Raw genomic sequence first — 19,755 nt, forward strand, 5'->3', positions numbered from 1 at the left:
CGTCGCCGGTGATGGTTCCGGTTTTTAGCTGCGCACGATCAAAGGCGCCAACCCTTCATGGCGGTCGGCCAGGAACGCGCCCACACGATCTCCTACACGCTGGAACGTCAGGTCGACTGCCGTGCCCGCCACCGCGAGATGGCGGATCACCAGGCTGTCGATGCCGATTGGCAGGCGCGGCCTTGTGACATGGATTTCGCCGGCCCAGCCGTCGATATGGAGGCCCAGACAGGCCTGCATCAGCATGAAGGCGGAACCTGCCGACCAGGCCTGCGGCAGGCAAGCGACCGGATACGCGATCGGCGCCTCGCCCGGTGCGCGGGTGAAGCCGCAGAAAAGTTCGGGCAGGCGCATGTTGAAATGGACGGCGGATTCGAACGTCCCGCTCATCAGCCGCACCACATTGTCGCGAATGCCGTACCGCGCAAGGCCTGCCGCGCATATCGCCGTGTCGTGCGGCCAGATGGAGCCATTGTGATACGACATGGGATTGAAGAATATTGCGTCGTCGGCGAGCGTCCTCAATCCCCAGCCGGAGTGAAAAGAAGCCGACAGCAACTGATCGGCGACGATCCGCGCCCGATCCGGATCCGGAAGCCCCACATAGAGCAGATGTCCAGCATTGGACGTGCGCACCTCGCATGGTCGGCCGTCGCCATCGAGCGCCAGCGCGTAGTAACCCAGCTCTTCGATCCAGAAATGACTTTCAACCCGCCGGCGGATCTCTTCGGCCCGCCTTTCCCAGCCTTCCGCCTTTTCTGTCTCGCCTCGCCGGCGAGCCAGTCTCGCCAGCCCCTGGAACGCCGCGAAGACGTAGCCCTGCACCTCGACCAGCGCGATCGGCCCCTTCGGGATACGACCGTCTGCATGAAAGACCGAATCAAAGCTGTCCTTCCATCCCTGGTTGGCGAGGCCTGACTCCGCCGCACGCCGGTAGGTGACGAATCCGGTCGAAGCGCTTGCCGCCTCGATCCATTCGGCGGCTGCACATAGCGACTGCCACAGGCCGTCGATAAAGACCATGTCGCCGGTGCGGTCCGCGTAAGCGCAGGCGAGATGAACGTAGAGCGGGGTGGTGTCGACGCCGCCATAGTAGCGGCCGAACGGCAACTCGCTCAGCGCCGTCATTTCACCTTTGCGCGTTTCATGCATGATCTTGCCGGGCTGAGAGTCGCTGAAGGGCGAGGTTTCGGTCGCCTGATGTTGCGCGAGAAAGGCAAGCACGCCGCGCGCCAGGCCGGGATTGAGCCAGAGCATCTGCAACGCCGAGATCACGCCGTCTCTGCCGAAGGCCGTCGAGAACCACGGAATGCCGGCATAGGGATAAGGGCCGGTCGCAAGTTCGGTGGTGAGCAGCGCCACATCGGCACGGGCGCGCTCCATCCAGTCGTTGAACACCCTGCCCGAACTGTGCAGCGTCGCGCCATGGCGGCGCTTGGCGCGCATGCCGAAACGCGCGCGCGCCGCTGCGGCGCGAAACCGGTCGCGGTCGGGCACATCGGCCATCTCGCTGCCGACCTCGACATACAGTGTCTTGCGGCTGCGTTTGGTGACTGCAATGAAGAAATCCGCCCGGTCGGAGGTCAATTCGTCCGGTTTCTGCGAAAACGATATCGTCGACGTACGCACCACCTTGTCCAGGCCTTCATAGCGAAGCAGAACCGAGTTCTGGTCCATCTCGGCGGTATGGGCGGTGCCTCGTTTGGCGCGTGTCGAGCCACGAACTTCGAACATGTCGCGGAAATCGGCGGCGAAGCGCAGCGAAAGCAGGACGGTCGAATGTTCCTGGCTGTAGTTGGAAAGGGTCAGGCGCTCATACAGGCGGTCCTCCCACAGCAGCCTGACACGCTCGATGTGGATCGCTCCTTGCGGGATGGGACGGCCGCCGGCACTCTCTATAGGCAGATTGGTCAGGTTGGAGGTGAACAGGACATTGTCCTGGCTCAGCGATGCGCCCAGCAGCGACGTCGAACGACCGCCCACCGCGAGGCGGAATTCGGAAAGCACGCGCGTGTCGTCGCGGAAGAAGCCGTCGCCCACACCGCGTATGTCGCCATAGGAATCGGCGACGGCGAAGCAGTCGCCATGCTTGAGTGCGAAGAGCCGGTGCGGTTCCCTCGGCGCGGTTTCGTCCAGGGAGGCCAGGGCTATTGCGGGATCAAGCTTGCGCTCGTCAAGTTGGGTGATGGTCAAGAAGACTGTCCCGTGCTTGTTTCTGAACGGGGCACTGTACTAGGAAGCCCTGATTTGTTGAGTGTCGATCGCCTGTGAATAGGTGGCGACATAGTCGCGCGCCATGCGGTCGGCCGAGAACCGTCCTTCGAAAACGGCCCTTATCCGGCGCCTGTCGAGCTGGAGCAGGGCCGGCATGGTGGCGACGGCGTCCTCGATGGTTTCGACGACGAAGCCGGTCACACCGTGATCGATGATCTCGGGCATGGCGCCGCAGCTCCAAGCCATGACAGGGGTTCCGCAGGCCATGGCCTCGATTACCGCCAGACCAAAAGGCTCGGGCCAGTCGATGGGAAACAGCAAGGCAGCGGCGTTGCCGAGAAAGCTGCTCTTCTGGTCCTCGCTGATCTCGCCGACATATTCGACGCGATCGCCATCGATCAGCGGCTGGACGACCTCCTCGAAATAGGCCCGGTCACCGTCGCCCACCTTGGCCGCGAGCTTGAGCCTCAGGCCCGTGCGCCTGGCAATCTCGATGGCCCGGTCCGGCCGCTTGTCGCGCGACATCCTGCCGAGGAACGCCAGATATGTACCGTCGGAGCCGGCTTCAAAATCCGGCCCATAGAGATCGAGCGGCAGCCCATGATGGATGGTCGCCAACCAGTTGGCGGACGCGAGCCTCGTCCTCTGGCTGCGTGAAATGGAAATCATCGGAAAACGCGGGAACCGCTCATAGGCCTGTGCCAGATCCACATAGTCCAGCCTGCCATGCGGCGTCGTCACCGTTCGCTCCGGCATATGGCGGAAAAACGGGAAATGCAGGAAGTGGCTGAGATGGAAGTGAAGAATGTCGAAATCGTCGGCCTGTCTCCTGACTTCCTCGAGCATCGAAAGATGCGCCGCGATCTCCGACTTCAACGGCCGTGGATCGAGGCGCAGCGCCCGTTCCCGACACGCGACCAGCCGGGCGGAGGTCCTGGTATCGCCGCTGGCAAACAACGTTACATCGTGGCCGAGCCCGACCAGAGCTTCGGTGAGATAGGAGATGATGCGTTCGGTGCCTCCATAGAGCCTTGGCGGCACGGATTCATACAGCGGCGCGATATGGGCGATCTTCATTGGCCTGCGTTCCCTCAATAAGCTGGTCAAAGGCAAAAATGCATCAGCGGCGCGATCGTTCCTCCGCTATCGGCAGATGCGTCATTTCTCATGTTTGATGTTCTTCCGGGCGGCCCTATCTCTTTAGGTGCTGCTCCTGCGCGCCATGACGACCCGAGGAGGTTCCGATGCAGCAATCAAAGGACATTGCAGCCCGCCGGCTTGACATGATCATCGAACAATATGTCGAAGCTAGAAAACAGCGCTTCGGCTATGTTTCGACGGACCAGGCCGCCAGGGTGATTCACAGAATCCTGAAACCCACGCCTTCCGACCCCAGCTTTTCGGACCACGAACTCGACGACATGGTCGCGGCCCTCGCCGTCAAGAACGGGTTGGCCGTCGTCTTTGACCGCGGCATCAGAGGATCGGTCGGCGGCACCGAGGCGGAGCTGGACAGAAAGGATCCGACCATGAGAGCACCAGCGGAAGGCCCCGACGTTGCCGGCGCGGTGGACGCGATCCTGGTTCAGCAAAAAACCGCCCCGCTTTCGATGCGCGCGATGATCTCCCTGCTGCGCGAACGCACCGGCACCACCCGATCGGACGCGGATCTGGAAGGACTGATCGCCAAAAAAGCCGCTGTCCTGAACGTGCATTTGTCACGGGACTGAGTGGTGAGCGCGATGGGATTCGAACCCATGACCTACTGATTAAAAGTCAGTTGCTCTACCGGCTGAGCTACGCGCTCCCGTGGGCTGGAAACGGCGCCCTCGAAATTGCGCGGAACATAGGGAGAGTGCCTCGACCGGTCAACCGGAAAAAACGGGCCACCAAGCCATGCGTTCCCGCCGTGCCGGCTCTCCCGGCCGGCCGTTTCCGCAAGGACATGCCGAACCTTTGCCAGGCAGGCAAAAGACCCTGTGGCCTCCATCGATCCCAAACCGGAGAAACATTACAAATCAGCAACTTGCCTTTTTTTCCAGGAACAATTCGCGAGCGTGTCCGTTTCCTCCGCCACAAGGGACGTCAACCTCTCAAGGAGAAGATCATGAACAAAGTCCTGTCGGGTTTGCTGGCGACCACACTGTCAGCTTCCTTCGCAGTGGCGGCTGCCATGCCGGTCGAAGCCGCACCGGCCTATGTACCGCAGCCTGCATCGGTCTCGTCCGATGTCCAGACCGTGCAGTACAGGCCCTGGGAGCGGCGCCGTAACTTCCGCGGCGAGTTTCGCGGCAACCGCAACTTCTACCGCGACAACCGCGGAGCCTACTGGAACGGCCATCGCGGCTACCGTGAATATCGCCCGGGCTATCGCCGTCACGGCGATTTCTGGTTCCCGCTTGCTGCTTTCGCCACTGGCGCGCTGATAACCGGCGCGATCGCCAACAACCGGAACCGCGTCTATGAAGGCAATTCGCATGTGCAGTGGTGCTATGACCGTTACCGTTCCTACCGCGCATCCGACAACACGTTCCAGCCGTATAACGGCCCGCGGCAGCAGTGCATTTCACCCTACTGATGGGCGACAGTGTTCGTCAGAGGGATAGAAAGTCAAAGCCCGTGCCGGAAATGGCGCGGGCTTTCTGTCGTGCGAGGACGGTCCCCGGGCAGGCTGTGATCAGCTGGCCCAATTAATGGTCTTGACCATATAATAAAGCCCGCCACCTTCACCACGGGGTGATCGGTACGCTCCGACGGCATCGCAAATTCGAACCGTGACGGCCGCCAATTCCCAACCCAGCACTTCCAGCTGATCCCCATCTATCACGTAAGTCTGAGCCAGTTCGTCAATGCCGTTCTTCTCACCGAAGAACCGAACCAGCTTTGCATCTCTAAGAAGACTATCGGGCAGATTTGAATTTGCCCACGCCCAGAGCCAGTTCTGTGCCTTAACATTCGTGGAACCGGCGATCTGGATTTCGGTGATCACCTTGATCGCTCCGTCCTTGGAGAACAAGAGCTTTCCGTTGCTCAAGTCATAGCGCGACCAGTGGCCGATGCGGAATTCTTCCTCCAAGCGCTTATTCTTGGCCTCAAGTTGTTTAATAGCCTCGGCGCGCCAAGCAGAGTACCAGTTTGGCTTCATTTCCCCCTCGCCCGATCTGACTGTTGGTTATGGCACGCTCAGCGTCCTGCGAACAGCATCGCGCCACCCCGCCAGCTTGGCCGAGCGTACCGCTGGTTCCATGTCCGGTCTGAAGCGCCGGTCGAGCGCCCATGTCTTGGCGAATTCCCGCGCCTTCGGCCACACGCCCGCCTTCGAGCCGGCGAGCCAGGCGGCACCGAGCGCGGTCGTCTCCAGAATGGTCGGACGGTCGACCGGCGCGTCAAGAATGTCGGCCAGCCGTTGCATGGTCCAGTCGGATGCCACCATGCCGCCGTCGACCCGAAGCACCGTCTTGGCCGCCGTACCCTTCCAATCCTTGCGCATGGCATCGAGCAGGTCGCGCGTCTGGTAGGCGACGGATTCGAGCGCGGCGCGGGCAAACTCCGGCGGCCCCGAATTGCGGGTCAGGCCAAAGATCGCGCCCCGCGCCTCGGCATCCCAGTGGGGCGCGCCGAGTCCGACAAAGGCCGGTACCAGATACACGTCCTGGGTCGGATCGGCCTCGGCCGCCAGCTTGCCGCTCTGTTCGGCCTTGCCGATCACCTTGATGCCGTCGCGCAGCCACTGCACTGCGGCTCCGGCGATGAAGATCGAACCTTCCAGCGCATAGGTGGTCTTGCCGTTCAGCCGGTAGGCAATGGTGGTCAACAGCCGGGTCTTCGAGCGCACCAGGTCGGCACCGGTGTTGAGCAGCGCGAAACAGCCGGTGCCGTAGGTCGATTTCATCATGCCGGGCTCGAAACAGGCCTGGCCGATGGTCGCGGCATGCTGGTCGCCGGCAACGCCGAGGATCCTTATCTCGGCGCCAAAGAGATTTTTCTGCGTGATCCCAAAATCATCGGCGCAGTCCTTCACCTCGGGGAGCATCCTTGCCGGAATGTTCAGGATGGCCAGCAGCTCGTCGTCCCAGGCATTCTTCTCGATGTTGTAGACTAGCGTGCGGGAGGCGTTTGTGGCGTCGGTGGCATGCACCCTGCCGCCGGTCAGGCGCCAGATCAGGAAACTGTCGATGGTGCCGGCCAGCAATTCGCCTTTCTCGGCGCGTCTCCTGGCGCCTTTCACCTTGTCCAGCATCCAGGCTATCTTCGTGCCGGAGAAATACGGATCGAGCAGCAGGCCGGTCTTCCTGGTGAAGGTCTTTTCCAATCCCTGCTTCTTCAGCTTCCGGCACAGCGGCGCGGTGCGCCGGTCTTGCCAGACGATCGCGTTGTGGATCGGCTTGCCGGTCGCCCTGTCCCAGATGACGACGGTCTCGCGCTGGTTGGTGATGCCGAGCGCGGCGACGTCCGATGCCTCCCGCCCGGCATTCTTCAATGCGCCCTTGACGGTCGCCACGACGCTGGCCCAGATATCTTCCGGGTCATGCTCGACCCAGCCGGAAGCAGGATAGTGCTGGGTGAATTCTTGCTGGCTGCTGCCGACGACTTTCATGTCGCCGTCGAACAGAATCGACCGGCTCGATGTCGTGCCTTGGTCGATTGCCAGGACAAAGCCATTCATTCGCACTTCCTCCGTCACGACACAAAGAAGGGAGACGGCAACGTGCCGCCTCCCTGAATTTTACACGGGCGCGAACGCCCGCATAGGTCAGTCCTACTTCTGCCAGCTCTTGACCAGCTCGTCATAGTTGATGGTCTGGGGCTTCTCCTTCTCGTTCTCGATCTTGAGCTGAGGAGCGAGATTGCCGGCCTTGACCGCGTCGGCATTCCAGTAGGCGAGATCATGTTCCTCGGCGAGCTTCGGCCCGATATCGCCCTGGACGCCGGACCTCTCGATGCGGCCCATGACCTTCTCCTGCTCGGCGCAAAGCGAATCCATCGCTTCCTGCGCACTCTTTGCGCCCGACGAGGCATCGCCGATCGCCTGCCACCACAGCTGTGCCAGCTTCGGATAGTCCGGCACGTTTGTGCCGGTCGGCGACCATTGCACGCGGGCCGGCGAGCGATAGAACTCGATCAGGCCGCCGAGCTTCGGCGCGCGCTCCGTGAAGCTCTTGTCGTGAATGGTGGAGTCGCGGATGAAGGTGAGGCCGACATGGCTCTTCTTCACGTCCACCGTCTTCGAGGTGACGAACTGGGCGTAGAGCCAGGCGGCCTTGGCACGGTCGGTCGGGGTCGACTTCATCAGCGTCCACGAACCGACATCCTGGTAGCCGAGCTTCATGCCGTCCTTCCAGTAGACACCGTGCGGCGACGGAGCCATGCGCCATTTCGGCGTGCCGTCGTCGTTCATGACGGGCAGGCCGGGCTTGACCATGTCGGCGGTGAAGGCCGTGTACCAGAAGATCTGCTGGGCAACATTGCCCTGCGCGGGAACCGGACCGGATTCCGAGAAGGTCATGCCCTGCGCTTCCTGTGGTGCGTAGGCCTTCAGCCAATCGAGATATTTCTGGATCGAGTAGACGGCGGCCGGGCCGTTGGTGTCGCCGCCCCGCGCCGTGCAGGAGCCGACCGGCTGCGATTTCTCGTTGACCTTGATGCCCCATTCGTCGACCGGCAGGCCGTTCGGGATACCCTTGTCGCCATTGCCGGCCATCGATAGCCAGGCATCGGTAAAGCGCCAGCCGAGCGACGGGTCCTTCTTGCCATAGTCCATATGGCCGTAGACCTTCTTGCCGTCGACGTCGCGGCCGGTGAAGAACTCGGCAATGTCCTCATAGGCCGACCAATTGACGGGAACGCCGAGATCGTAGCCGTACTTGGCCTTGAAGTCGGCCTTGTTCTTCTCGTCGTTGAACCAGTCGTAGCGGAACCAGTAGAGGTTGGCGAACTGCTGGTCGGGAAGCTGATAGAGCTTCTTGTCCGGAGCGGTGGTGAAGGAGGTGCCGATGAAATCCTTCACATCGAGGTTCGGATTGGTGACATCCTTGCCTTCGCCCGCCATCCAGTCGGTCAGGTTGCGCACCTGCTGGTAACGCCAGTGGGTGCCGATCAGGTCGGAATCGTTGACCCAGCCGTCATAGAGGTTCTGGCCAGTCTGCATCTGGGTCTGGATCTTTTCAACGACGTCGCCTTCCTGGATGACGTCGTGCGTGACCTTGATGCCGGTGATGGCGGTGAAGGCCGGAGCCAGAACCTGCGACTCGTATTGATGCGTCGTCAGCGTTTCCGACACGACCTTGATATCCATGCCGGCGAACGGCTTGGCGGCGTCGACGAACCACTGCATTTCCTTTTCCTGATCGGCGCGCGAAAGCGTCGACAGATCGCCTATCTCCTTGTCAAGAAAGGCTTTTGCCTCGTCCATGCCGGCATAGGCGTTGCCCACGCCGAGCAAGAGGACAAGGGCGGTCGTAGATGTCAATAATTGCCGTCGCATTGTGTTTCCTCCACGTTTGAAAAGACTTCAAGTGCGATCTGGAGAGGCCGCCAACAAGCGGCCGCTCCAACAGTTTCCCCCTCTATACGTAGCGGAAGACGCCGATGGCGTAGACCACGGAGAGAGCGAGAGCCCACCACAGGCTGGGTCCGACAAGACCCAGCCAAGCGAGATGGATGAAGGCGCTGCCAAGCAGCGAAACGAAGAGACGATCGCCGCGCGTCGTCTTGAAACGCAGCACGCCGATGCGCGGATCGCCGCCGGGCGAGGCATATTCCCAGACACCCATGCCGACCAGCAGCAGCGCTATGACGGCGAAGAAGGCGGCCGTCGGCCAGGTCCACGCCATCCAGGAGAAGTCGAGGTTCATGGTCACACCCTCCCCAGGGCGAAGCCCTTGGCGATGTAGTTGCGAACGAACCAGATGACGAGCGCCCCGGGGATCAGCGTCAGCACCCCGGCGGCTGCCAGCAGCCCCCAGTCCATTCCCGACGCCGACACGGTGCGGGTCATGGTAGCGGCGATCGGCTTGGCATCGGTGGTGGTCAGCGTGCGGGCGATGAGCAGTTCCACCCATGAGAACATGAAGCAGAAGAAGCAGGCGACGCCGATGCCGCTGGCGATCAGCGGCATGAATATCTTCACGAAGAAACGCGGAAACGAATAGCCGTCTATGTAGGCCGTTTCGTCGATCTCCTTCGGCACTCCGGACATGAAGCCCTCAAGGATCCACACCGCCAGCGGCACGTTGAACAGGCAGTGCGCCAGCGCCACCGCGATATGCGTATCGATGAGGCCGAATGCCGAATAAAGCTGGAAGAACGGCAGCGCGAACACCGCCGGCGGTGCCATGCGGTTGGTCAAAAGCCAGAAGAACAGATGCTTGTCGCCGAGGAACCGGTAGCGCGAAAAGGCGTAAGCCGCCGGAAGCGCCACGGCGACCGAGATCACCATGTTCATCACCACATAGGTGATCGAATTGATGTAGCCCGAATACCAGGACGCATCGGTGAAGATGATGGTGTAGTTGCGCAGCGTCGGCGCATGCGGATAGAGCGTCAGCGAATTGACGATCTCCGCATTGGTCTTGAAGCTCATATTGATGAGCCAGTAGATCGGCAGCAGCAGGACGATGATGTAGAGCGTCGGCACGATCCACCACCAGCGCGATTCCTCGCCACGGCGGCGCATGCGCCTGTCCAGCTCGCTCTGCGACAGCGAACTGGCGAGTCTTTCCGAAGCGGCGGTCCCGTTCACCAGGTTGCGCTCGGTACGTTCGTTGGCGCCGGCCATATCAGCGTTCCGCGTCGTAGTTGGTCATCACGGTGTAGAACACCCACGACAACAACAGGATGATCAGGAAGTAGACCAGCGACATCGCCGCCGCCGGACCGAGGTCGAACTGTCCGAGCGCGGTCTTGACGAGGTCGATCGACAGGAAGGTCGTCGAATTGCCCGGACCGCCGCCGGTGACGACGAAGGGCTCGGTGTAGATCATGAAACTGTCCATGAAACGCAGCAGCACCGCGATCAGAAGCACGCGCTTCATCTTCGGCAACTGGATGTAGCGGAACACCGCCCAGCGCGAGGCGCCATCGATCTTGGCTGCCTGGTAGAAGGCGTCGGGGATCGAGACCAGGCCGGCATAGCAGAGCAGCACGACGAGGCTGGTCCAGTGCCAGACGTCCATGATGATGACGGTGACCCAGGCGTCGAACGGATCCTGCACGTAATTGTAGTCGATGCCGAGCGCGTTGACGTAATAGCCGAGCAGGCCGATATCGTTGCGGCCGAACACCTGCCAGATCGTGCCGACGACATTCCACGGGATCAAGAGCGGCAGCGCCATCAGCACCAGGCAGACCGGCACGCCCCAGCCCTTTTTGGGCATGTTGAGGGCAATGAAGATGCCGAGCGGCACTTCGATCGCCAGGATGATGAAGGAGAAGATCAGGTTGCGCACCATGGCTTCCCAGAAGCGATCGGAATGCAGCAACTCCTCGAACCATTCGGTCCCCGCCCAGAAGAAGACGTTATTGCCGAACGTGTCCTGTACCGAGTAGTTGACGACGGTCATCAGCGGGATGACGGCCGAGAACGCCACCAGCACGAGCATCGGCAGCACGAGCAACCAGGCCTTGTTGTTCCAGGGCTTTTCCATCTACGCCCCCATCTCGACACGCCAGGAATCGGCATAGATGTTGATGCCGGCTGGATCGAACCGCACTTTTGGATCGGCGGGAACGGTTTCGTCCTCGCCGATGACGGCGGCGATCTCGCGGCCTTCCAGACTGGCGCGCACGACCTTGTGGCGGCCCACATCCTCGACCTTGCTGACGTGGACGGCCATGCCATCGCGGCCGAGCCTGACATATTCGGGACGGATGCCGAGTTCGACGACGCCGCTTCCGGCCTTCGGCGCGCCTGGCAATTGGATGCGTTGGGAACCAAGCGTCGCTGTCTTGCCATCGATCGCTACCGGCATGACGTTCATGCCGGGCGAGCCGATGAAGTAGCCGACGAAGGTGTGGCGCGGCCGCTCGAACAGCTCGGCCGGCGTGCCGATCTGCACGATGCCGCCATCATACATGACCACCACCTGGTCGGCGAAGGTCAGCGCCTCTGTCTGGTCGTGCGTGACATAGACCATGGTGTAGCCGAAGCGGCGGTGAAGCTGCTTCAACTGCGAGCGCAGCACCCACTTCATGTGCGGGTCGATGACGGTCAGCGGCTCGTCGAACAGGATCGCATTGACATCCGAGCGCACCAGTCCGCGGCCGAGCGAGATCTTCTGCTTCTGGTCGGCGGTCAGGCCCCTCGCCTTCTTCCTGGCCCAGTCCGCCAGGTCGATCATGTCGAGTGTCTCGCGCACCTTGCGGTCGACATCGGCCTCCGGAACGCCGCGGTTGCGCAGCGGGAAAGCCAGGTTGTCGTAGACGGTCATCGTGTCGTAGATGACCGGGAACTGGAACACCTGCGCGATGTTGCGCTCCTGCGTCGACAGTCTCGTGACATCCCTGCCGTTGAACAGCAATTGGCCGTGCGAGGGGTGGAGCAGGCCGGAAATGATGTTGAGCAGCGTGGTCTTGCCGCAGCCGGATGGGCCTAGCAGCGCATAGGCGCCACCGTCCTCGAAAGTGTGGTGCACCTCCCGCAGCGCGAAATCCGCATCGGTACGCGGGTTCGGCAGATATGAGTGCCTGACATGGTTGACGTCGATGCGCGCCATCGTTTTCTCCTCAGGCCGCCAGCTTTGCCGCGGCCACGGCGACGCCGTGTTGGTCGAAAACCATGATGTGACGCGGGTCGATGAACACTTCGACCACTTCGTCGGTCTCGAAATCGCGGATGCCATGGGTCAGCATCACCCAGCGCGCGTCGGCGAAATCAAGATGGATGAAACTTTCCGAGCCGGTGATCTCGGTGATGGTGACCTTTGCCCGCACCGGCACGGCACTCGCATCCGGCCGCTCGAGCGACAGATGGTGCGGCTGGAAGCCGATCGTGTAATTGCCGTCGGCAATGCCGACAAGTTCCGGCGGCACCGGCAGCTTGACGCCGCCCTCCAGCAGGAAATCGGGCCCGTTCTTGACCAGCACGATCGTGTTGAGCGGCGGATCGGCGAAGGTCCTGGCCGTCACCAGGTCGACCGGTTTGCGGAACACCTCGATGGTCGGGCCGAACTGGGTGATGCGGCCTTGCGACAGCGTCGCCGTATTGCCGCCGAGCAGCAGCGCCTCGTGCGGTTCGGTCGTGGCATAGACGAAGATGGTACCGGCGGCGGCGAAGATCCTCGGCAGTTCTGCGCGCAATTCCTCGCGCAGCTTGTAGTCGAGATTGGCGAGCGGCTCATCGAGCAGCACCAGGCTTGCATTCTTGACGATGGCGCGCGCCAGTGCGGTGCGCTGTTGCTGGCCACCGGACAGGCTGAGCGGCGTGCGGTCCAAATAGGGCGTCAGCTTGAGCAGGGCAGCGGCTTCCCGCACCTGACTGTCGATCCTGGCCTTCTCGACGCCCGCTACCCGCAATGGCGAAGCGATGTTTTCGTAGACGCTCATCGCGGGGTAGTTGATGAACTGCTGGTAGACCATGGCGATCTTGCGCTTTTGAACAGGCTGTCCGGTGACGTCCTTGCCGTCGAACCAGACCGAGCCGGAAGTCGGCGCGTCGAGGCCGGCCATCAGCCGCATCAGGCTGGTCTTGCCGGACAGCGTCGGCCCGAGCAGCACGTTCAGCGAGCCATGCTGGAGCGTCAGCGACACGTCGCGGATATGCTCCACCGCGCCGACCGTCTTGGTGACGTTCCTCAGTTCCAGCATGATGCCTCCTCCCAGGCCGTGTGCATCAGCAGCCCTTCATTCCGCGGCCGCGACGTGGCGGCGGCTTATGCCGCGCATGAATTCATCCAACGCCGCCGTCTGCTCGCGGCTGAAATGCAGGCCGCGCTTGGTCCGACGCCACAGCACATCTTGCGATGTGACGGCCCATTCGTTCTCGACGAGGTAGCGCACCTCGGCCTCGTAAAGGTCCGCGCCGAAATTGCGGCCGAGGTCGGCATTCGATTTGGCAAGGCCAAGCAACATCTGCGCGCGCGTGCCGTAGAGCCGCGTGAGCCGGCGCGCCAAACGCTGGTCGAGAAAGGGATAGGCGCTCTTCAGCCTCGCCACTTGCGCATCAAAACCGGTCGCCGCGAAATCGCCGCCCGGCAGCGGCGCATTTGCCGTCCACGGCTTGCCGCGCCTGCCGAGAAAGCCTTCGATCTTCTCCAGCATCGATTCCGACAGCCGGCGATAGGTGGTGATCTTGCCGCCGAACGTGTTGACGATCGGGGCTGTGCCCTCGCCGCCATCGGCCTTCAGCACATAGTCGCGTGTCGCCTCCTGCGCCTTCGAAGCGCCATCATCATAAAGCGGACGCACGGCCGAATAGGTCCAGACGATATCCGAGCGCCTGACGGGTTGGGCGAAGTACTCGCTTGCCGCCGCGCAGAGATAGTCGATCTCGGTGTCGCTGATCTTCACGTCGTGCGGATCGCCGGGATAGTCCTGGTCGGTGGTGCCGATCAGCGTGAACTCGTCCTCGTAAGGAATGGCGAAGATGATGCGGCCATCCTTGTTCTGGAAGAAATAGGCGCGTGGATCGTCGAATTTCTTCGCGATGACGATGTGACTGCCCTGCACGAGGCGGACATTGTGCACATCGTTGAGGCCGACGACGCCGGAAAGCACATGATCGACCCAGGGGCCCGCGGCATTGACCAGCAGCCGCGCCTTGACCTCTTCGGTCTCGCCGGTCCGCAGATTTTCGATCCTGATCGTCCACAGCCCGCCTTCGCGGCGCGCCCCGACCACCTTGGTGCGGGTGCGGATGGTCGCGCCCCGGTCGGCGGCGTCACGCGCGTTCAGCGTCACCAGCCGCGCATCGTTGACCCAGCCGTCGGAATATTCGAAGGCCTTCTTGAACAATGGTTTCAATGGCTTGCCGGCAGGGTCGGTGGCCATGTCCAGGGTCCTGGTCGCCGGCAGCAATTTGCGCCCGCCAATATGATCGTAAAGGAAAAGGCCGAGCCTGATCAGCCAGGCCGGACGCAGGCCCTTGGCATAGGGCAGCACGAAGCGCATCGGCCAGATGATGTGCGGCGCGTTCTTCCACAGTACCTCCCGTTCCATCAGCGCTTCGCGCACCAGGCGGAATTCGTAGAATTCGAGATAACGCAGGCCACCATGGATCAGCTTGGTCGAGCCTGAGGAGGTTCCGCTGGCGAGATCGTCCATCTCGGCCAGAAATACCGAAAACCCGCGGCCGGCGGCATCACGGGCAATGCCGCAGCCATTGATGCCACCGCCTATGACGAAAATGTCACGGATCGAAGATGCGTCCACCAATTCCTCCAGCGATTTCGCATTGCACCATTTGGCTCTTTTGCGAAACCGTGGCGGAATTATTTCGAACTCATAACGAATGTCAAACGAAATATCACAAGCTCGTGAAAGCGCTGCAACGTCCTCAATCGAGCGAGGTTTCGATCAGTTGAACCTCGGCCTCCTGGCAGATCTTGCGCACCGAGGGGATATCGCAGCGGTCGGTGATGAAGGTGTTGACCTGCGACAGATGGCCGATGCGAACCGGCGCCGTGCGCTCGAATTTGGTCCGGTCGGAGACCAGGATGACGTGCCTGGCATTGGCGATAATGGCTTGCGCGACCTTGACCTCGCGGAAATCGAAATCGAGCAAGGCCCCGTCATGGTCGATCGCCGAGGCGCCGATGACGGCGTAGTCGACTTTGAACTGCCTGATGAAATCCACCGCCGCCTCGCCGACGACGCCGCCATCCGAGCCGCGAACCACCCCGCCCGCGATCACCACCTCGATCGAAGGATAGATGCGCATCCTGTTGGCAACATTGATGTTATTGGTGATGACCATGAGGCCGCTGTGATCCAGCAGCGCCTTGCTGACCGACTCCGTCGTGGTGCCGATATTGATGAACAACGAGGCGTTGTCCGGAATCAGCCTGGCGGCCGCGCTGCCGATCGCCTCCTTCTCCTCGGCGGCGATCTTGCGCCTGGCTTCGTATTCCATGTTCTCGATGCCGGAAGGAAACAAGGCGCCGCCATGGATGCGCGACAGCAACCGCTGGTCGCAAAGATCGTTGAGGTCCTTGCGGATGGTCTGCGGCGTGACGTTGAAGTGGGTGGCCAGATCGTCGACCAGAACGCGGCCGTGATCCTTGGCCATTTGGACGATTTCGGCATGGCGCGGCGACAGATACATCTGAAGACCTTTTGCTTTCGTTTTTCTTGATCATAGACGAAAACGAAAGCAATGAAAAGGCGTAAGCCGGCTAATGGAAACCGCATGATAGCAAAGGCAAACTTGGTCGCAGTTCCGACTCAGCAGCCTCAGGTTAATCCGCGCGCGATTTCGGTGATGGCGGCAAAAGCCGAATCGACATCCGCCGCGGTCGCCTCGAACTGGCCGACCTGGAAGCGGATGGCGACGCGCCCGTTCACCCTGGTCTGTGTCAGGTAGATGCGTCCGTCATCATTGATCGCATTGACAAGCCGGAGATTGTGCTCGTCGGCATCGGCTCCCTCCGCCTTGTGCCGGAACGAAAACAGCGACAGCATCGGCTCGGTGACGATCTCGAAATCCGGCTCGTCGGCCAGGCGCGCTGCCAGGCCTTCGCTCCAGGCGACATGGTTGCGGATCATCGTGCGCAGGCCTTCCAGTCCATAGGCACGCAGCAGGAACCACAGTTTCAGCGCGCGGAAGCGGCGGCCGAGCGGCACCGACCATTCGGAATAGTTGATGATGCCGTCATGACCGTGCGTCTTCAGATAATCCGGCTTGATGGCAAGCGTCCTGACATGGCTTTCGGGGTCGCGCAGGAACTGGATCGAGCAGTCGAACTGCGCGCCCAGCCATTTATGCGGGTTGAAGACGATAGAATCCGCCTGCTCCACACCGGCCCAGAAATGCCGGTATTCCGGGCAGATCATCGCCGATCCCGCCCAGGCGGCATCCACGTGAAGATAGACCCCGTGGCGTTTGGCGATCGCGGCGACGCCGGCGATATCGTCAGTGCCACCGGTGCTGGTGCCGCCGACGCAGGCGACGATACCCGCCGACAGCAAGCCTGCCTTCTTGTCGGCGACGATCGCCGCCTCGAGGGCCGCTATGTCCATGGCGCGAAAGCGGCCGGCGACCGGAATGCGCACGAGATTGTCCTCACCGATACCGGCCACCCAGATCGCCCGGTCGATCGAAGTATGCACCTGATCCGACGAGTAGATGCGCAACCGCGCCTGCCCCGCCAGGCCCTTTTTGTTGCCCTGCCAGTCGAGCGCGCGTTCGCGCATCGTCAGTACCGCCGCCAGCGTCGCGGAGGAGGCAGAATCCTGGATGACCCCGGAAAAGCCTTCCGGCAGGCCGAGCGCCTGGCGCATCCAATCGACAGTCCGCGTTTCGAGCTCCGTCGCCGCCGGCGAGGTCTGCCACAGCATGCACTGCGCGGCCATCGCAGAGACCAGATACTCAGCCACCACAGAAACTGGTGCCGCGTTGGCCGGAAAATAGGCGAAGAAGCGGGGATGCTGCCAATGCGTCATGCCCGGCAGGATCTTCTCCTCGAAATCGGCGAAGATCCTGTCCATCGGCTCCGCGTCTTCGGGCGGCGAGGCTTCTATGCTCCTGAATATGTCGCCGGGCTCGACCAGCGGCCGCACCGGGCGCTGGCGCAGCGTTTCGCGGTAGTCGGCGGCCCAGTCGGCGGCCCGCCGCGACCATTGCCGGAAATCGTCACTGTTCATCCTGTCCTCCCGACATGATCGCTTCACCGGCGCCCTTCGCCCCGGTTGTCAAAAACCACTGTTAAACATTTGCAACCACCGGAGAAATCCGGCGCGTCCTTATCCCGGAAAATCCGGCAGACTGGCAAACGCCGTCTTCAAGGCGCTCGACCATCCCTCGGAGATCGTGCGGTAGTACGGGTCGTCATGACCGATCCGTTTCTTCAACCCGACCTGGAAGGCATCCTTTTCCAGGAAAAGCAGATCCAGCGGCAGCCCGACCGACAGGTTCGACTTCAGCGTGGAATCGAACGATACCAGAAGCAGCTTCACGGTCTCCGCGAGACTCATCGACCGGTCATAAGCGCGAATGATGATCGGCTTGCCGTATTTGGTCTCGCCGATCTGGAAAAAGGGCGTGTCATCGGTCGATTCGATGAAATTGCCCTCGGGATAGATCATGAACAGGCGCGGTGCGCTGCCCTTTATCTGGCCGCCCAGGATGAAGGAGGCGTTGAAGTAGGAATCGGCCTTGTCGCCGGCGGGCGAGGAATGGGCGATGACGTCCTTGACGGTTTCGCCGACCAGCCGCACCGTCTGGTACATGGACGGCGTTTCGAGCACTGCCGCGTGCCGGTCGCCAACCGCCTTGGTGCGCTCGTCGAGCACGCTGATCACGGCTTGCGTCGTCGCCAGATTGCCGGCCGACATCAGCACGATGACGCGCTCACCGGGATCTTCCCAGACATGCATCTTCTTGAAGGTGGAGATCGAGTCCATGCCGGCATTGGTGCGCGTGTCCGACATGAACACGAGCCCGCGATCGATCTTGAGGCCGACGCAATAGGTCATGGTTTACTCTTCCGGCAGCGAACCGTAAAAACCGCGTCGCGTCGGAACGGATCCATGCGGCGCGCTCAGGTCCTTGTTTTCATGCATGTCGTCACCCAAACCAAGGTGGCGTTGGACGACCTGCATCGGGTGACTACTGCTCCACCGTGACGGTGACGGCAAGCCGCTCTTGCGCCTCTCCCAGCAGAATCCCCGAAACCGGCGACGCATCGCGATAGTCGCGCCCCGTCGCCACTCTCACATAGCGCTCATCAGGAGAGATACCGTTGGAGGGGTCGAAGGCAACCCAGCCGAGGCCCTGAACATGTGCTTCGGCCCAGGCATGGCTTGCCGCCTGCTCGATGGCCGCGTCCATCATCAGATAGCCGCTGACATAGCGTGCCGGGAAACCCATGGCGCGGGCGGTGGCGGCAAAGATATGGCTATGATCCTGGCAGACCCCGGTTTTCAGCGCGAGAGCCTCTTCAGCCGGGGTCGTCGCATTGGTGGTGCCCGGCGCATAGGCGACCCGCTCGGAGATGATAGCCATCAGACGGTGCAGTCTTTCGATATCGGTGCCCTTGCCGGCTGTCTCGGCGAGTGCGCGAATGCCATCGCCGATCATGGTCAAAGGCGTCTCCTGTGCGAACAGCCAGAGCGGCGCGAATCCCTGATGCGGCCCACAAACCCCCGATGTATCGCGCGTCACCACCTCGCCTGACGCCTCGACCGTAATGAAATCATGGTCACCCTCGACGCTCAACAATCGGGTGTCATTGCCGTAGTGGTCGGCAAATCGCACTTCCTCGCGCGCGCCTTCTACCTTCAGGGCCCAGGACAGCACGGTCTGCGTGCGCCCGCTCACCGGAAGCAGCCGCAGCCGCTGCAGCAGGTACTGCACCGGTGCGTCGTAACGGTATTCGGTCCGATGGGTGATCTTGAGCCGCATGGCCTCCTCAATAGAACCTGTAATCCTGCGCGATCTCGTCGCCGAGCCTGGTGTTGTCGCGAATGAAGCCGGCAAGGAATTCATGCAGGCCGGCGTCGAAAATATCCTTGATCGAGCCTGCCTGCAGCATGGCCTGGGTCTTTTCCGCCGTCGCATGGCAGGGATGGCGCCCGCCATAGTCGTCGCCGAGGAACTTCAGGTGCTCGGCCAGGAAGCGATAGCAGAAGGTCAGCGATCGCGGCATGCGCACATTGAGGATCAGATAGTCGGCGATGTTGGTCGGCTTGTAGTCGGCGTCGTAGACCCAGCGGTAGGAGCGGTGCGCCGATACCGAGCGCAGGATCGATTCCCACTGGTAATTGTCGAGCGTCGAGCCGACCCAGGAGATCGACGGCAAGAGCACGTAGTACTTCACGTCGAGGATGCGCGCCGTATTGTCGGCGCGCTCGACATAGGTGCCGAGCTGCGAGAAATCGAAGATCTCGTTGCGCAGCATGGTGCCGTAGAACGAGCCGCGGATCAGCGCCGTTTCGCGCTTGATCGCATCGAGCACGTTTGGCAGGTCACGCTCGTCGATCGGCCTTGCCAGCATGCGCTTCAGCGCCATCCAGGCCTCGTTGATGCTTTCCCAGGTCTCCCGCGTCAGCGCGGTACGCACCATGCGGGCATTGTTGCGTGCCGTCTCGATCGACGACATCGTGCTCGACGGGTTCGACGTGTCGCGCAACAGGAAGTCGGCTACATCGGCCGCCGTATAGTCCTGATACTTCTGCGTGTAGGCGACGTCGGAGCCGGCGCTGAGCAGCACCGAATTCCACTCTTCCGACGCGCTCTGCGTGCGCGTCAGCGCCATGCGCAGGCCCGCATCGACCAGGCGCGCCATGTTTTCCGCACGCTCGATATAGCGGTTCATCCAGTAGAGCCCGTTGGCGGTACGGCCGAGAAGCATGGAGTGGCCCTTCGGGCTAGTGAGTAGGGAATAGTGA

General features: G+C 61.8%; 18 protein-coding genes and 1 tRNA gene. 2 read left to right on the forward strand and 17 right to left on the reverse strand.

Going from position 1 to position 19,755, the window contains the following annotated elements; translation table 11 throughout:
- Positions 1-24 precede the first annotated feature (24 nt).
- Both FJ973_RS22280 and FJ973_RS22285 read right to left on the reverse strand, forming a co-directional pair.
- Positions 25-2,187 carry an amylo-alpha-1,6-glucosidase gene (locus tag FJ973_RS22280; protein ID WP_140525405.1) on the reverse strand — a complete coding sequence of 721 codons (2,163 nt, stop codon included), beginning with the start codon at positions 2,185-2,187 and terminating at the stop codon, positions 25-27.
- A gap of 45 nt (positions 2,188-2,232) precedes the next feature.
- On the reverse strand, positions 2,233-3,291 hold the full coding sequence (locus tag FJ973_RS22285) for a glycosyltransferase family 4 protein (protein ID WP_140557737.1): 1,059 nt from the start codon (positions 3,289-3,291) through the stop codon (positions 2,233-2,235).
- 206 nt (positions 3,292-3,497) lie between these two features.
- On the opposite strand from FJ973_RS22285, the gene FJ973_RS22290 reads away from it, so the two are divergent.
- A complete protein-coding gene (locus FJ973_RS22290) occupies positions 3,498-3,944 on the forward strand; it encodes a hypothetical protein (protein ID WP_246675928.1) in 447 nt (148 codons plus the stop codon).
- A 1-nt stretch (position 3,945) separates the two neighbouring features.
- Here FJ973_RS22290 and FJ973_RS22295 read toward each other — a convergent pair.
- Positions 3,946-4,021: transfer RNA gene (locus tag FJ973_RS22295), tRNA-Lys, on the reverse strand.
- A 300-nt stretch (positions 4,022-4,321) separates the two neighbouring features.
- Between FJ973_RS22295 and FJ973_RS22300 the strand changes: the two genes are divergently transcribed.
- Positions 4,322-4,792 (forward strand): BA14K family protein, encoded by a 471-nt coding sequence (locus tag FJ973_RS22300; protein WP_140669967.1) that lies wholly within the window; start codon positions 4,322-4,324, stop codon positions 4,790-4,792.
- Between the two features lie 99 nt (positions 4,793-4,891).
- Here FJ973_RS22300 and FJ973_RS22305 read toward each other — a convergent pair whose 3' ends face one another.
- The 14 genes from FJ973_RS22305 to FJ973_RS22370 all read right to left on the reverse strand — a co-directional run bounded on the left by FJ973_RS22305 (position 4,892) and on the right by FJ973_RS22370 (position 19,718).
- Complete coding sequence (locus FJ973_RS22305; protein WP_140557742.1) at positions 4,892-5,359, reverse strand: DUF6882 domain-containing protein; 468 nt, start codon at positions 5,357-5,359, stop codon at positions 4,892-4,894.
- 27 nt (positions 5,360-5,386) lie between these two features.
- The gene (gene glpK / locus FJ973_RS22310) at positions 5,387-6,880 is read right to left on the reverse strand and encodes a glycerol kinase GlpK (RefSeq protein WP_140557744.1); all 1,494 of its coding nucleotides are present in this window, start codon (positions 6,878-6,880) and stop codon (positions 5,387-5,389) included.
- A gap of 93 nt (positions 6,881-6,973) precedes the next feature.
- Positions 6,974-8,698 (reverse strand): ABC transporter substrate-binding protein, encoded by a 1,725-nt coding sequence (locus FJ973_RS22315; RefSeq protein ID WP_140498786.1) that lies wholly within the window; start codon positions 8,696-8,698, stop codon positions 6,974-6,976.
- Between the two features lie 82 nt (positions 8,699-8,780).
- Positions 8,781-9,068 carry a DUF2160 domain-containing protein gene (locus FJ973_RS22320; RefSeq protein ID WP_140498788.1) on the reverse strand — a complete coding sequence of 96 codons (288 nt, stop codon included), beginning with the start codon at positions 9,066-9,068 and terminating at the stop codon, positions 8,781-8,783.
- Between the two features lie 2 nt (positions 9,069-9,070).
- Positions 9,071-9,991, reverse strand: coding sequence for a carbohydrate ABC transporter permease (locus FJ973_RS22325; protein ID WP_140498790.1), 921 nt, complete (start codon positions 9,989-9,991; stop codon positions 9,071-9,073).
- 1 nt (position 9,992) lies between these two features.
- Positions 9,993-10,859 (reverse strand): sugar ABC transporter permease, encoded by an 867-nt coding sequence (locus FJ973_RS22330; RefSeq protein WP_140557746.1) that lies wholly within the window; start codon positions 10,857-10,859, stop codon positions 9,993-9,995.
- A complete protein-coding gene (locus FJ973_RS22335; protein WP_140498794.1) occupies positions 10,860-11,927 on the reverse strand; it encodes an ABC transporter ATP-binding protein in 1,068 nt (355 codons plus the stop codon).
- Between the two features lie 10 nt (positions 11,928-11,937).
- Positions 11,938-13,017, reverse strand: coding sequence for an ABC transporter ATP-binding protein (locus FJ973_RS22340; protein ID WP_140557748.1), 1,080 nt, complete (start codon positions 13,015-13,017; stop codon positions 11,938-11,940).
- Positions 13,018-13,053: 36 nt separating this feature from the next.
- Positions 13,054-14,580, reverse strand: a complete 1,527-nt coding sequence (gene glpD, locus FJ973_RS22345; protein WP_140557749.1) for a glycerol-3-phosphate dehydrogenase — start codon at positions 14,578-14,580, stop codon at positions 13,054-13,056.
- Positions 14,581-14,704: 124 nt separating this feature from the next.
- Positions 14,705-15,472 carry a DeoR/GlpR family DNA-binding transcription regulator gene (locus tag FJ973_RS22350; RefSeq protein WP_140515319.1) on the reverse strand — a complete coding sequence of 256 codons (768 nt, stop codon included), beginning with the start codon at positions 15,470-15,472 and terminating at the stop codon, positions 14,705-14,707.
- Between the two features lie 128 nt (positions 15,473-15,600).
- Entirely contained in the window at positions 15,601-17,010 is a 1,410-nt protein-coding gene (locus FJ973_RS22355) for an aspartate aminotransferase family protein (RefSeq protein ID WP_140557751.1), read from the reverse strand.
- Between the two features lie 99 nt (positions 17,011-17,109).
- Positions 17,110-17,841 carry a peptidase gene (locus FJ973_RS22360; protein ID WP_140498804.1) on the reverse strand — a complete coding sequence of 244 codons (732 nt, stop codon included), beginning with the start codon at positions 17,839-17,841 and terminating at the stop codon, positions 17,110-17,112.
- 133 nt (positions 17,842-17,974) lie between these two features.
- The gene (locus FJ973_RS22365; RefSeq protein ID WP_140557753.1) at positions 17,975-18,769 is read right to left on the reverse strand and encodes a transglutaminase family protein; all 795 of its coding nucleotides are present in this window, start codon (positions 18,767-18,769) and stop codon (positions 17,975-17,977) included.
- Positions 18,770-18,776: 7 nt separating this feature from the next.
- Entirely contained in the window at positions 18,777-19,718 is a 942-nt protein-coding gene (locus FJ973_RS22370; protein WP_140498807.1) for an alpha-E domain-containing protein, read from the reverse strand.
- Positions 19,719-19,755: the final 37 nt, after the last annotated feature.

It is taken from the genome of Mesorhizobium sp. B2-1-3 (genome assembly GCF_006442495.1).
In the GTDB taxonomy this organism is placed as follows: Bacteria; Pseudomonadota; Alphaproteobacteria; order Rhizobiales; family Rhizobiaceae; genus Mesorhizobium.